General features: G+C 43.3%; 10 protein-coding genes. 5 read left to right on the top strand and 5 right to left on the bottom strand.

What is annotated here, in order from left to right; translation table 11 throughout:
• The first annotated feature begins 5 nt into the window (after positions 1 to 5).
• Genes mukF through mukB form a run of 3 tightly spaced genes read left to right on the top strand, consistent with a single transcriptional unit; the run spans position 6 to position 6,542 of the window.
• Positions 6 to 1,343 carry a chromosome partition protein MukF gene (gene mukF, locus G5S32_RS08850; protein ID WP_165311675.1) on the top strand — a complete coding sequence of 446 codons (1,338 nt, stop codon included), beginning with the start codon at positions 6 to 8 and terminating at the stop codon, positions 1,341 to 1,343.
• The gene (gene mukE, locus G5S32_RS08845; RefSeq protein ID WP_165311674.1) at positions 1,324 to 2,085 is read left to right on the top strand and encodes a chromosome partition protein MukE; all 762 of its coding nucleotides are present in this window, start codon (positions 1,324 to 1,326) and stop codon (positions 2,083 to 2,085) included. Before mukF ends, mukE begins: the two co-directional genes overlap by 20 nt.
• Positions 2,082 to 6,542, top strand: coding sequence for a chromosome partition protein MukB (mukB, locus tag G5S32_RS08840; protein ID WP_165311673.1), 4,461 nt, complete (start codon positions 2,082 to 2,084; stop codon positions 6,540 to 6,542). Before mukE ends, mukB begins: the two co-directional genes overlap by 4 nt.
• Positions 6,543 to 6,567: 25 nt before the next feature.
• Here the strand turns inward: mukB and G5S32_RS08835 are convergent, their stop codons facing one another.
• Positions 6,568 to 6,762, bottom strand: a complete 195-nt coding sequence (locus tag G5S32_RS08835) for a hypothetical protein (RefSeq protein WP_165311672.1) — start codon at positions 6,760 to 6,762, stop codon at positions 6,568 to 6,570.
• Between the two features lie 180 nt (positions 6,763 to 6,942).
• Between G5S32_RS08835 and G5S32_RS08830 the strand changes: the two genes are divergently transcribed.
• Complete coding sequence (locus tag G5S32_RS08830) at positions 6,943 to 7,098, top strand: ferritin family protein (protein WP_165311671.1); 156 nt, start codon at positions 6,943 to 6,945, stop codon at positions 7,096 to 7,098.
• Between the two features lie 114 nt (positions 7,099 to 7,212).
• Here G5S32_RS08830 and G5S32_RS08825 read toward each other — a convergent pair whose 3' ends face one another.
• Entirely contained in the window at positions 7,213 to 8,214 is a 1,002-nt protein-coding gene (locus G5S32_RS08825; RefSeq protein WP_165311670.1) for an FG-GAP repeat domain-containing protein, read from the bottom strand.
• A gap of 457 nt (positions 8,215 to 8,671) precedes the next feature.
• Positions 8,672 to 9,085, bottom strand: coding sequence for a RidA family protein (locus tag G5S32_RS08820; RefSeq protein WP_207621571.1), 414 nt, complete (start codon positions 9,083 to 9,085; stop codon positions 8,672 to 8,674).
• A gap of 509 nt (positions 9,086 to 9,594) precedes the next feature.
• Here G5S32_RS08820 and G5S32_RS08815 point away from each other — a divergent pair.
• Positions 9,595 to 10,398, top strand: coding sequence for an AraC family transcriptional regulator (locus tag G5S32_RS08815; RefSeq protein WP_246201002.1), 804 nt, complete (start codon positions 9,595 to 9,597; stop codon positions 10,396 to 10,398).
• 86 nt (positions 10,399 to 10,484) lie between these two features.
• On the opposite strand, the gene G5S32_RS08810 is transcribed toward G5S32_RS08815, so the two are convergent.
• Complete coding sequence (locus G5S32_RS08810; protein ID WP_165311669.1) at positions 10,485 to 11,174, bottom strand: 1-pyrroline-5-carboxylate dehydrogenase; 690 nt, start codon at positions 11,172 to 11,174, stop codon at positions 10,485 to 10,487.
• Entirely contained in the window at positions 11,171 to 14,299 is a 3,129-nt protein-coding gene (putA, locus tag G5S32_RS08805) for a bifunctional proline dehydrogenase/L-glutamate gamma-semialdehyde dehydrogenase PutA (protein WP_165311668.1), read from the bottom strand. The genes G5S32_RS08810 and putA overlap by 4 nt, the downstream gene beginning before the upstream one ends.
• Between the last annotated feature and the right edge of the window lie 81 nt (positions 14,300 to 14,380).

The following is a 14,380-nucleotide window of genomic DNA, read 5'->3' as shown; positions in this document are numbered from 1 at the left end:
TAACAATGGGTGAGTTAACTCAGAACGCTGTTGAGCAACCTATTGATGAATTGGTTAGCTGGGTAAAGCAGCATGATTTCTCATTAAATCTAACGACTGAGCGACTCGCGTTTTTAATCGCAATTGCAGTGCTAAGTAATGACAGATTTGATGAAGAACTCGGTGAAGGTGAGTTGCACGATGCGTTCATTATAGTCACTCGAATGTTTGAAGATACAGGTGAAGCGTCGGCTTTTCGCGCTAACAACGCCATTAATGAATTAGTTAAACAACGTCTGATCAGCCGCTTTACCAGCGAACTGACTGATGGGGCTAGCATATATCGCCTATCGCCGTTGGCGATTGGCATTACTGATTACTACGTTCGTCATCGAGAGTTTTCTAAGTTAAAGCTTTCTATTCAGCTTTCAATGTTGGCTGATGAAATGGCGAAGGCGGTTGAATCTGCAGAACGAGGTGGTTCAGTTGGGCACTGGAAAAAGAATGTATTCGGTGTGCTGAAATACTCTGTAGGTGAAATCTTTGACCGCATTGATTTAAACCAACGCGTCATGGATGAACAACAACAATCCGTAAAACAGCAAATCGCCGAACTCCTGAATAAAGATTGGCGTGAAGCCATTCATAACTGTGAAGCGTTGCTTTCTGAAACCTCCACCACATTAAGTGAGTTGCAAGATACGTTACAAACTGCAGGCGATGAACTTCAAACTCAAATTTTAGATATACAGGAAAGCGTGTATGGCAATCCTGAACTTGAGTTCATTGAAGAAACATTATTTGGCTTGCAGATGAAACTTGATCGCATAACGAGTTGGGGGCAGCAGGCGATTGATTTGTGGATCGGTTATGACCGTCACGTACATAAGTTTATTCGTACGGCTATCGATATGGACCAAAATCGCGCGTTTAGCCAACGCCTGCGTCAATCCTTTAACGACTACTTTGAACAACCTTGGTATTTAACTTATGCCGATGCAGACCGCCTTATGGATCTGCGTGATGAAGCATTAGTGCTACGTGACGAGGAAGTTACTGGTAGTGTTCCTGATGAAGTTGAATACGAAGAATTCCAGCAAGTAAACGATGAGCTTGCTGAAACAATCGGCGCTATGCTGCAAGTGCATAAAGACCAAGGACAAGCGATAGATTTGGGTGCGGTATTACGTGACTACCTCGCTACCCATCCAAAAACACATCATTTTGATTTAGCACGAATTGTTGTTGATCAAGCAGTTCGACTCGGCTACTCAGAGTCGGACTACCAAGCGATTCAGCCAGACTGGCAAGCAATCAACGACTTTGGTGCAAAGGTACAAGCAAATGTCATCGACAGATATTAATGAATACATGCCAGAGAATCTGGCTAAAGCGATCAGCAATCCGCTTTTCCCTGCACTCGATAGTGCTTTACGTGCTGGTCGACATGTCTCTAGCGACGATTTAGATAATCACGCGTTCCTATCGGATTTTGAAACGGAGTTGGCGCATTTTTACCAACGCTATAACACTGAACTGGTGCGCGCACCGGAAGGTTTTTTCTACTTACGCCCTCGTTCAACGACGTTAATTAGCCGCAGTATTTTGTCTGAACTAGACATGCTGGTGGGTAAAGTGCTCTGTTTTCTTTATCTCAGTCCTGAGCGTTTGGCTCACGAGGGCATCTTTACCAATCAAGAACTGTATGAAGAGTTACTTTCACTAACCGATGAAAAAAAGCTTATGAAGTTAGTGACCAACAGAGCTAATGGCTCTGATTTGGACAAAGAGAAACTGTTTGAGAAAGTACGCGCATCGCTTCGTCGTCTGCGTCGCCTAGGTATGATTATCAATATCGGTGAAACCACAAAATTCAGCATTAGCGAAGCAGTGTTCCGCTTTGGTGCTGATGTTCGTATTGGTGACGACATGCGTGAAGCGCAACTACGTCTTATCCGCGATGGTGAAGCTGTTGTGCATAACCAGGAACCGAATCAGCATAGTCTGTTAGGTGAAGGTTTGTTAGATGATGGTTTATTAGAAGAAGACTCTTTGACAGATGAAGAAGATCAAGCCGATGAAACAGAATTGGAAGGTGAAGCATGATTGAAAGAGGTAAATATCAATCGCTAACCATGATCAACTGGAACGGCTTCTTTGCTCGTACATTTGATATTGATAGCTTAGTAACGACACTCTCTGGCGGTAACGGTGCTGGTAAATCAACCACAATGGCTGCATTTATCACCGCGTTGATTCCTGACCAAAGCCTATTGCATTTCCGCAACACCACTGAGGCTGGTAGCTCGCAGGCGTCTCGTGACAAAGGATTATTCGGTAAATTGCAGCCGGGTGCGTGTTACGCGGCACTTGATGTCGTAAACTCTCGCAAACAACGTTTATTGTTTGGCGTAAAGCTGCAACAAGTTGCTGGTCGTGATAAGAAAGTAGATATTAAGCCATTCCTTATTCAAGGTTTGCCAAGCCATATAAAGCCGACTGACATTCTGATTGAAACAGTCTCTGACAAACATGCTCGTGTCCGTCAAATCAGCGATGTGAAAGCGGCGGTAACAGCAATTGAAGGCGCTCACTTCAAAGCATTCAGCTCTACAGTGGATTACCACGCACAGATGTTTGAGTTCGGTGTACTACCGAAGAAATTACGCAGTAGTGGCGACCGATCAAAATTCTATCGCTTAATTGAAGCGTCTTTATACGGTGGTATTTCAAGTGCCATTACTCGTTCGCTTCGCGACTACTTATTGCCACAAAACGGCGGGGTAAAGAAAGCGTTCCAAGATATGGAATCGGCGCTGCGTGAAAACCGCATGACGCTAGAAGCAATTAAATCAACGCAAGCAGACCGTGATCTGTTCAAGCATCTGATTACCGAATCGACCAATTACGTAGCCGCTGACTACATGCGCCACGCTAATGACCGTCGCAACAAAGTCAGTCAGACGCTTGAACTGCGTAAAGAGTTGATGAGTTCTCGTGAAACCTTGATTGAGCAAAACAGCTTACTCAATCGAGTGCATGAAGAACTTGAGCTATTGGTTGAACAAGAATCCGCACTTGAGCAAGACCATCAGGGGGCTTCGGACCATCTGCAACTGGTTCAAAACGCATTGCGTCAGCAAGAGAAAATTGAACGCTATCAGGATGATCTTGAAGAGCTGAACATGCGTCTTGAAGAACAGATGATGGTGGTTGAAGAAGCTCAAGAGCGTCTCCATGAAGCGGAAGATCAAGCGACAATTGCAGAAGAAGAAGTAGACAGTCTTAAGACGCAACTCGCTGACTACCAGCAAGCGCTGGATGTGCAACAAACACGCGCGCTACAGTATCAACAGGCGCTGCATGCGCTGGATAAAGCGCAGCAGTTACTGGGTGATGACGCCATCAGTGCTGAAAATGCCGTGGCAAAAGTTACCGTGCTTAAACAGCAGCAGGAACAACGCACATCTGAGTTGCTATCGCTAAAGCACAAATTAGATATGTCATCTGCGGCGGCGTCTCAGTTTGAGCATGCCTTTAGTTTAGTGAAGAGCGTATTAGGTAATGTTGAGCGTCAAGATGCCGCTCAACAAGCAAGAACGCTGATTCGCAGAGCTAATGAAGCTCGGCAAATTACGCAAAACGAACAACAGTGGTATGCCCAGCAGCGAGATTTAGAGCGTCGCTTGGAACAACAAACCGGTGTTCGTAAACTCCTTGATGATTATCAGAAGCAACACAATGTCACTTTGAGTGATGAAATGGCAGTAGAGCAAGAGTTGGAGCGCCATCAAGCTGTGTTGGAGAATCTCGAGTCGACTCAAGAAGAACTGCGTGAAAAACGTAGTGAACAACGTCGCTTAGAACAAGATCAACAACACAAAATTACTCAGCTAGAATCAATTGCTCCAGCTTGGATTAAAGCCAACGATGCATTAGAAATCCTGCGTGAGCAAAGTGGTGCAGAGTTAGCGAACAGCCAATCTGTCATGGCTGAGATGCAACGTGTATTGGAGCAAGAAAAAGTCCAATCCAATGCTAAAGATAAGCTTGCAGAACGCCGTGAAGTTTTAGAACGGGACATTGAACGTTTAGCTTCGCCAAGTGGCTCGAACGATCCGCGTTTAAAAGGTCTGGCTGATACGCTTGGCGGTGTGTTGCTGTCTGAAATCTATGACGATATCACCATTGACGATGCACCTTATTTCAGTGCGATGTACGGTCCTGCACGTCACGCGATTGTGGTGTCTGACCTGACTGGTATCAAAGAGAAATTAATTGAGCTGGATGATTGTCCTGAAGACCTTTACCTAATTGAAGGTGATGTAGACGCATTCGATGACAGTTCATTTAACGCAGAAGAACTTGATGGTGCTGTTTGCGTTCAGTTTAACGATCGCCAGATTCGTTATTCACGTCTGCCAGCAATCCCATTGTTTGGTCGAGCTGCACGTGAACAGCGTTTGGAACTATTACGTTCTGAACGTGAAGAAGTGGTGGAACAACACGCGAAAGCCGCTTTTGATTCGCAAAAGCTACAACGACTGTTCAGCAGCTTTAATGAGTTTGTAGCTAAGCATTTACAGGTCGCATTCGATGCAGACCCTGAACAAGCAATTCAAGTCGCTCGCGAAAAGCGTAATCAGGTCGCGCGCACTCTGGCTGAACTAGATAGCCAAGACCAGCAGCAGCGCAGCCAAGTTCATCTCAGCAAGCAGGCAATTTCTGCGCTCGAGAAAATTGCGCCAAATATGCTGTTGATTGAAGACGATTCTTTAGCAGAACGAGTGGAAGAAATGGCGCAAAAGATTGCTCAATTGAGCGAATCGAAAAGCTTTATTTCGGCTCATGGGAAAACTATCACAGAGCTTGAAAAAGTGGCAAATGCACTGGATGCAGACCCAGAGCAGTTTGATGTACTGGAAGAGCAATACCAGCAAGCGGATGCACAACTACAACAGTTGAAAGCACAGATTTTTGCGTTATCGGATTTGGTTGAACGCCGCCATCACTTCGCTTATTCCGACTCAGTGGATATGCTGAATCAGAGTAGTGAGCTAAGTGAGCAGTTAAAATCGAAACTGGTACAGGCGGAAAGTACCCGAAATCGCACTCGTGAAGAACTCAAGCAGTCTCAAGCGCAAGTGAGTCAATACAATCAGGTGTTAGCATCGCTGAAGAGTTCACACCAAGCTAAACTTGAAACGGTGCAAGAGTTTAAGCAAGAGTTGCAAGAGTTTGGCGTCCATGCTGATGAAGGTGCACTAGAACGTGCCCAACGTCGCCGTGATGAACTCTACGAACGGTTACATACTTCTCGAGCACGTAAGAGTGAATACGAACGTACTATCACTTCAACGGACCTTGAGATGAAAGCGCTAGTGAAACGTCTGAAGAAAGTTGAAAAAGATTATCGCGACCTGCGCACGTTCGTTGTAAACGCAAAAGCGGGTTGGTGCTCTGTACTTCGTTTAGCGCGTGAAAATGATGTTGAACGTCGTCTGCACAAACGTGAGCTTGCTTATCTGTCAGCGGATGAACTTCGTTCAATGTCCGATAAATCATTAGGTGCTCTTCGTCTAGCGGTAGCCAATAACGAAGACTTGCGTGATTCATTACGTCAGTCAGAAGATAACTCACGTCCAGAACGTAAAGTATTGTTCTACATTGCAGTTTATCAGCATCTTCGTGAGCGCATTCGTCAAGACATTATCCGTACCGACGACCCAGTAGAAGCTATCGAAGAGATGGAAGTTGAGCTGGCGCGTTTAACGGAAGAGCTGACTCAACGTGAGAACCGTCTAGCGATAAGCTCTGAATCGGTTGCAAGCATTATTCGTAAGACAATTCATCGTGAGCAGAATCGTATTCGTATGCTTAACCAAGGCTTGTCAAACATCGCCTTCGGTCAGGTGAAAGGCGTACGTCTAAACGTTAAAGTGCGTGAAAGCCATGAGATCTTATTAGCGGGTCTTTCTGATCATCACGAACAGCACAGAGATCTGTTTGAAAGCTCTCGCTACACCTTCTCTGAAGCGATGGCGAAGCTATTCCAACGTGTGAACCCACATATCGATATGGGTCAGCGTTCGGCTCAGGTTCTGGGCGAAGAAATGCTGGATTACCGTAACTACTTAGAGTTGAGTGTTGAGGTAAGTCGTGGCTCAGATGGTTGGTTACAAGCTGAGTCTGGCGCACTGTCTACTGGTGAGGCAATTGGTACTGGTCAGTCAATTCTGTTGATGGTGGTCCAAAGCTGGGAAGAAGAGTCTCGTCGTCTACGCAGTAAAGATATTATTCCATGCCGCTTGCTATTTTTAGATGAGGCAGCGCGTCTGGACTCTAAGTCAATTGCAACACTGTTTGAACTGTGTGACCGTCTAGATATGCAGCTCCTAATCGCAGCTCCTGAAAACATCAGTCCCGAGAAGGGAACAACCTATAAATTGGTGCGTAAGGTGTTTAAAGACCACGAGCATGTGCATGTCGTCGGTCTGCGAGGTTTTGGACAAACAGAAAAGCTGAAATCAGAAGAACAACTACTAGCTGAAGAACTTAGCTAATACAAAATAACCGATAAAACGCCTTCTACATAGAAGGCGTTTTTGTAGGATGAAGAATAATACCATTCTGGATAATTTCCTGATCAGTGAATGGGCGTCGATAAGCAAACCCGTCGAGCCATGGATAGCTCGGCGGAGCGTTAGCAAAGAGTTGAAGTGAGTATGCATTCGATGCACTGATGCTTAACCTGATCATATTTTTACCAAGATTGACACTCATGAACTGTCTATTTTCAATCTCTAATAACGAACGATAGTGGCACTCTAGTGCTAATCATAAATATAGATAGGTTATCCCTATTAAATTAATGGTTATATGCGATTTTTCTTTCATACACTTAGCCCATATTATTCTTATCAACGAAACGAAGAAAAATAAAACAGATAAAAAGGTGATGGTATGAAATTTTTAGTTGCAGATATTAGCTCACTTATAGGTCAACGCTTTGGTCAACAACGTAAAGTGGTAAAGGCGAATGACAAAAGTTCAGTAGCATTGATAAACGGTTACATTCAAAGCCAAAAGAAAGTGACTTGGATGCTAAATGCTTGGTAAATATAGATAAGTGATGTATTAGAATAAAAGCGCCCGATCTTTGTATGATAGGGCGTTTTTGTTTTGTGTAATATGGCGCTGGTTATAAGAACTTATTAAAAGTTTGATATAAGTTTAAAGTGTGGAGCGAGTAAAGTTACCACTACCATCATTCACTAGCAGAAAGTTATCATCGATATCATCTGAAAATAAGTCGATATCGCCATCATCATCGAGGTCCTGAGCTCGTAGCCAAGGGAACCAGCTATCACTCGCAGTTCCGTTGTCATTAATCTGTGTTGTTGCATCAGTAAATGCTCGGCTGCCGTTGTTAACTAGTAGCTGAATATATACACCCTGATAAAAGTTACTGTTACCTCCACCGGTACGGGTAACAACCACGTCTTTGTCTCCGTCTCCATCCAGATCTTCAGCTTCAAAATCCAGAACTGTACCATAAGAGTCAACAGAGGTTAGCGTCGTGCTGTTGGCATCAGTGAAGCTTCCGCCGCTACTACCCCAGTATATAACGGTCGCCGCACCATCAAATTCATGGGCACCAATTAATAAGTCGACGTAACCATCTTGATCAACGTCGATTAACTCAGATGAATACACGGTTCGTGAAGGAAAAAGGGAGTCGTTGAAAGTAAAGTTTGCATTACCATCGTTGATATAAAAAAACGGAGAATGGCCACCAACAAATACATCGATAGTACCATTATTGTCTATGTCGGCAGCCGTTGCAGTATGATGAAATCCTGTTTGATCAGTCATTCTTGTCCATGAAAAGCTGCCTGCATTATCTTGAATGATTAACTTTGGATTGTTACCGGGGAAAGGGGAAGCATCGTATCCGTGATCAGCAATAAACATGTCTAAAAGCGAGTCGCCATTAAAATCGGCCACTATTGTTTTACGAGCGTGAGTCGCGGGTACTACATCACCATTAAAGGGACCGTTGTTATAGCTAAATTGATTGCTGGTATTGTTTAGAAATAACTCACTGATAATTTCTCCTTCTAGTAAATAACTTCCGGTTGCGACAAATACATCTGTATAGCCGTCGTTGTTCGCATCGATATATGCAATTGCATCGGTAAGTGGTGTATATCCATTGATGTTTTGTACTGGCAAGTTGCTATAACGAATAAGGAGGTCCGACTTTGAGTTTTGGTAAGAGCTTCCGAGGTCGGAGTCTGGATTGGGAAGATTATTTTGACTAGTTGAACTAGCCGAGTCGCCACCACCACAAGCGGTGATTAGTAACGATAAAACACAAGTTATGAAAATTTTTTGCATCATACATATTCCATTAGGTTGGAAGAGTTATAGGGGATAACTTCAACTTTCTTTGTATTTTCGACGGACAATAATTACAGACTCGAAAATGCCCCTTTTTAGTTAGAATGAAGTCCATAAACCACTCAACTAATTGGTATACGATACACTAAAGGTTAAATATAAGTAAATTATATGTAAATTGTGTGTGATGTGCATTTCTCCTGAAAATGAATGGTTTAGCCAGAGCATAGTTACATAAGACAAAAAGGTCTCAAACCACATATTTTTGAGACCTGCTACGTTTTTATAGTCAGAGTTGAATATTTGAAGGGCGACGCACAACGAGGTCAATTTCTACAAGCGCATCGTATGCAAGCCCCGTAACTCCAACACAAGTTCGAGCTGGAAGTCGGTTTTCTCTAAAGTAGGTTTTGTAAACGTCGTTAAATGTTGCATAGTCCTCCTTAAAACGTGTGAGATATACACGTGTCATCACTACGTCATTTAAACTCAGACCTAATCCTTCTAATACTATACTTAAGTTTGCCATGACATTTGCGGTTTGGGCTTCTATTCCTTCAGGTAAAACACCGGGCGAACCGGGTTGATCAGGCATTTGTCCTGTCACGAAAACAAGTCCGTCGCATTCGGTTGCATGGCTGAATGGTGCAACTGGTGTCGGTCCACCCTGAATCATGTGAAAAGTAATATTATTGAGTGACAAGTTGATGCTCCTAATATTTGAGGATTTATTTATTAGAGCAATCGTCGTACCAAGATAAATGGTATGTTTTTATTCAGCTATACGAAACAGGTAGAGTTCTCCACAATTATCAATGCACTTTTTTGGGAGAGTTTCTCCCTCTTTTGGGGAGTACGTAAGCACAATATTATTCATCAGGATTCGAACAAAATTGGTATTCACATCATTACCGTTAGTCTCTTCAGCGGTAAATTGAGTCTAACCTAAGTTAATATTCGAACGTATTGATTATTAGATTATATTGACTCTGGTTGAATAAAACTGCTGGCACTAATCTTGATGCCACGATTTTAGGTGCGTAACTAAATTGAGCAAAATACACCTGGTTAATTGTGGTTATTTATTATAAATCAATATGTTGAGTGTGTTATGTTTCTTCCGTTATTTATTGCATGGGATTTTTAATGCACATTTTTGGTGATCTCGCACCAAACTGAACGAAAATGCCCTAAGGAAAGGGGAACTGATTAGTGATTTATGGACAGCAGATAGAGCCTTGCTTTAAACCCGCCCCCAAACCCGCAGAACATATTACTCTTTCTACTGAGATCGCGGGTCACGCTCATAATTACATGCAGGTCGTTATTGGCTTAAAGGGTAGTGTCGAGTTTGATGTCAGTGGCGTTGGTAATCGCATAGAGCCAGGTCAGGGTTGTGTTGTTTCGCCGGATTCAACCCATGTCTTTGGTGGTATTGATAAACCTTCAGAGATACTGGTACTGAATGTGACCAGAGATTCGCAGAGTAGTTATCCCGCTATCAATCAGATGTACCAATTATCTGAATCTGACTGCTATTTCGGCATGAGCTCTAAAACCATTCAGCTTATTCAAATGCTGGGAGAGGAGGTTCACACCAGTCCTGATGATTTATTGTTGGCTCAGGCCTGCAGCCATACGATTATTGCGCTTCTTCTCAAGCATATTTGCCCGTTTCAGACATACAGCAGGATAGGGCGGTTGGATCTAGATGTGGTTGATAGTTATATTGAAAAACACATCCAAAACAGAATCTCAGTAAATCAGTTAGCCGGCAGTGTATTTTTAAGTGAAAGCCAGTTTTTCAACCAGTTCAAAAAGCAGACTGGTGTTACACCACATCAGTACGTGTTGGCAAAGAGGGTTGAATACGCGAAGAGACTTATTGAAAACAATACTTTTAACCTTAACTATGTTTCAGATATAACAGGCTTTTCAGGACAGAGCGCCTTTACACATGCTTTCACAAAACTAGAAGGTATCTCTCCGTCTCAGTATAAAAAGCGCTATAGCTAGCATTAGCCTTCCCCTCATGGCGAAAATGCCTGCGAGCCATTTATGGCACGCAGGTTTATAGGTTTTGTCCTATTCGGTGGACACGATTAGTGTTTGTCGCTCCCCAATTCCATCAACATCGCGTTACCACCAATAGCAGTGATATTAATAGTGCGAACTCTTTCTGTAGCGAACCTTAATGTCAGCATCGGATCTTTCGAATTTGGCAAAGTAATTAAATCTGTTTCTGACACCAGCGAAGTAATCGCGTTAGGTTTGGCTGCCAGTTCCTTGTTTATCTCAATAGCCGTCTGCGAGTTGCCAATAAGAGCAAAGTTGCGAATATCCTGATGTATCAAAGCAGAGTAGTTATCACGGCTGCATACTTGTAACAGATTTGCTGGCATCTCTGAGTTCTCAGCCAGATTGGAGAATAACTTTGTTAACTCTTTATCATCTGTACAGGCGACAACGCTGTTGCCTGCGATCAACATTGAAACCAACATGGCTATTGTTGCCTGACGAGAGCTTTTATCTGCTGAATCAATAAGAAGAACAGCAACACCGCGCCCCTGAATGTATAGATCATTAGTTTCACCCGTCGGGCTGATCAGCGACTGGCAATTCTCAACGATTTGTTTGCCAAATGATAGCTGATAGTCATAGGCTGTCACCAATTCAGATGGAACTTTTTTCTTCAACGTTTCTAGTACGAGACAGCGTGCTTGTGGCTCGGACAGATACCAATCCTCAAACGCTTTTTTTGCTGCATCAAACATAGGTATTTGTTGGCTCATAGTACAACCTCCGTGTTGTTAACCTGAGTGAATCGATAGAGATAATTCGGACCACCTGCTTTAGGTCCTGTTCCTGATAAACCCTGTCCACCGAAAGGCTGAACACCCACGACAGCACCAACCTGATCGCGGTTAATGTATGTGTTACCTGTTTTGGCGTGTTTTTCAATCCAACGATATGTGGTTTCATTACGGCTGTGGATACCCAGAGTTAACCCGTATCCGGTCGCGTTAATCTCTTCTACCAGTTTTGGTAGTTGAGATGATTTAAAACGTACGATATGAAGAATCGGACCAAATTGTTCCTCTTTTAAATAAGAAACAGAAGGGATCTCAAACGCACACGGCGCAACGAAATCACCATTTTTACATACATCATCCAGTGTCAACTGCTTAACAAGCTTGTGGCTTGTGGTCATGTTGTAGATATGAGTCAGCAGTTTATCTTTGGCTTTAGCATCGATAACTGGACCGACATCAGTCTTATGTATATATGGCAAGCCGACGACTAATTGATCCATCGCTCCAGAAAGCACTTCTATAATTTGATCTGCAATGTCTTCCTGAACACATAGTATTCTCAATGCTGAGCAACGTTGCCCTGCTGATGAAAATGCTGATTTAAGAGTATCACGAACAACTTGCTCAGGAAGTGAAGTGCTGTCGACAATCATGGCATTCAGGCCGCCAGTTTCTGCGATTAAAGGCACGGGTTCACAATTACGGGCGCTAAGTGACTGGTTGATTTTCATTGCTGTCTGAGTTGAACCTGTAAAAGCAACACCGGAAACTGCCGGGTGCGAAGTAAGCACGTTACCTAGCTCGGATCCAGTGCCTAGTAAAAGCTGGAATACGCCAGTTGGGAAACCTGCTTGTGCCATTAACTCCGCTGCCTTAGTTGCAATCATACTGGTTTGTTCAGCCGGTTTTGCTATTACAGTATTACCAGCCGCGAGTGCTGCTGCAATCGGACCGATAAATATTGCTAGTGGGAAGTTCCATGGGCTAATGCAGACAAATACACCTCGTCCCTGACGAGTTGACACCATAGGTTTGCCATCAAACCCATTAGAAATGACAGGCTCAAATATATGATCTTGTTTAGCGTAGTAGTGGCAGAAGTCAATGGCCTCACGAACTTCATCAATAGCGTCATGAATCGTTTTACCTGCTTCTTTATGACACAGCGCGACAAATTCTGCCAAGTTAGATTCAAGCAGATCCGCCAATTTACTGATACATGCTGCTCGTTCTCTGTATGGGGCCTGATTCCAACTATCAAACGCCGCCTGTGCTGATTCAAAGGCGAGCTCAATATTATGTGGCTGAGCGTAAATAGCTTTACCTATACTGATATTTCTATCGTACGGTGCAGTTATATTAAGCGCTTCAACACCTTCACTCTCTAACTCATCAAACAAAGATCTTCCGTTGATTACCGGTGCAGCTGTCCATGATTTGTCCATAAAGGCTTCAACCTGTTGTTCAAACGGTTTGCTTTCACTTTCAATATCAATGTTGATACCGGAGGAGTTCTTTCTGTTCGGATAGATAGCTGGTGGCAGTGGAATGGCTTTATTGTCCAGAGATTCTTTACTAAGTAGTTGTTCAACTGGGTGTTGAGTTAACAGCTCTACCGGGCAACGAGCATCAACTAAACGGTGTACGAATGAACTATTTGCACCGTTTTCTAATAGCCTGCGAACCAGATAAGGGAGTAAATCTTTATGGCTTCCGACGGGTGCATAGATACGTACATTAGGAGTGTATTTAGCCATGACGTGGTTATAGAGTGCCTCTCCCATTCCGTGAAGACGTTGAAACTCGTAACGACTTTCTTTACCCATAACTGCAATTGAAGTAACAGTTTGTGCATTATGGCTGGCAAATTGTGGGAAAAGGTTTTTGTTTACTTCTGTACTTAAAACAAAGCGTGCACACGCAAGATAAGAGACATCCGTTGCTTCTTTTCTTGTAAACACTGGGTAGCTATCATAACCAGCTTGTTGAGACCATTTAACCTCGCTATCCCAGTAAGCACCTTTTACAAGACGAACGGGAATTATATCCCCCTGTTTTTCTGCTAGCTGATTTAACCAAGCGAATACAGGCAGAGCTCGTTTTGAATAAGTCTGAACCACCAAACCAAATTGTCCCCAGCCTTTAATGACCGGATGACAGAAGAGTTTTTCGAACAGTTTCAGCGAAAGCTCTAGGCGATCCATCTCTTCCGCATCAATGGTAATCGGAACATTGAGTTCGCGTGCGCGCTTTGCCAGAATAAGCATGGTATTAAATAGTTCATCCATGACTCTGTCTTCATTTGCGACGTTGTAACGAGGGTGTAGCGCTGAAAGTTTCATTGAAATAGATGGAATACTTGCGTTCGATAAGTTGCTTGAGGAGCCTAAAGTTTCTATCGCTGACATGTAGTCATCGGCATATTTTTTCGCATCTGCAGCGGTTAGAGCGGCTTCGCCCAACATATCAAAAGAGTGTTGATAGCCTTGTTTACGTTTAAATTCACCGTTCTTATTCGCTTCTTTAATCGTGCGCCCTAATACGAATTGCTTACCAAGAATCGCCATAGCTTGATTCATTGCCTGACGAATGACCGGTTCAGATAGCTTATTAACTAAACGTGATATAGCGTTTGCTGGGTTGGATGAATTGGCTGAATCTAGTTTACACACTGAACCAGTGAGCATTAATCCCCATGTAGACGCATTAACGAATACAGAGTTGGAGCCTTTTAAGTGAGATTTCCAGTCGGCAACAGTGAGTTTGTCGCGAATAAGCGCATCTGCGGTTGCAGAGTCGGGGATACGCATCAATGCTTCAGCCAGACACATCAGCAAAACACCTTCTTGTGTGTCGAGACTGTATTCGAGGAGCAAAGCATCTATCATCTGAACGGCTTTTTTGTCTGCGCGTATATCTTCAATTAGGCTGGTTGCTTCGCGTTTAATTTCGCTTTTTTCTTCTTCTGAGGGAGTTGCAAATGGCAATAGCTCTTTGAGTAGAGTGGGTTCATCTATCATGTAAAATGATGAAATCATCTGCCAGAGTTCATCTGCTGATTTTGTTGTCAGATCAGCACCAATCAAATTCATTTTATCTAACATCCTGTTACCTCGTTTATTATCAAGCGAGCATTAATCCACTTTAAATAGTGAGAAAGTTCCTTAAATTGATCGACATAATAC

Source organism: Vibrio ziniensis, from assembly GCF_011064285.1.
GTDB lineage: Bacteria > Pseudomonadota > Gammaproteobacteria > Enterobacterales > Vibrionaceae > Vibrio > Vibrio ziniensis.
The sequence above is the reverse complement of the archived record's forward strand: the minus strand, read 5'-3'. Positions and strand labels throughout refer to the sequence as shown.

Excerpts from the sequence above, each read along its gene's own strand:
- mukF (WP_165311675.1), top strand. The coding sequence starts at position 6 with ATGGGTGAGTTAACTCAGAACGCTGTTGAGCAACCTATTGATGAATTG.
- mukE (WP_165311674.1), top strand. The coding sequence starts at position 1,324 with ATGTCATCGACAGATATTAATGAATACATGCCAGAGAATCTGGCTAAA.
- mukB (WP_165311673.1), top strand. The coding sequence starts at position 2,082 with ATGATTGAAAGAGGTAAATATCAATCGCTAACCATGATCAACTGGAAC.
- G5S32_RS08835 (WP_165311672.1), bottom strand. The coding sequence starts at position 6,762 with ATGAGTGTCAATCTTGGTAAAAATATGATCAGGTTAAGCATCAGTGCA.
- G5S32_RS08830 (WP_165311671.1), top strand. The coding sequence starts at position 6,943 with ATGAAATTTTTAGTTGCAGATATTAGCTCACTTATAGGTCAACGCTTT.
- G5S32_RS08810 (WP_165311669.1), bottom strand. The coding sequence starts at position 11,174 with ATGAGCCAACAAATACCTATGTTTGATGCAGCAAAAAAAGCGTTTGAG.
- putA (WP_165311668.1), bottom strand. The coding sequence starts at position 14,299 with ATGTTAGATAAAATGAATTTGATTGGTGCTGATCTGACAACAAAATCA.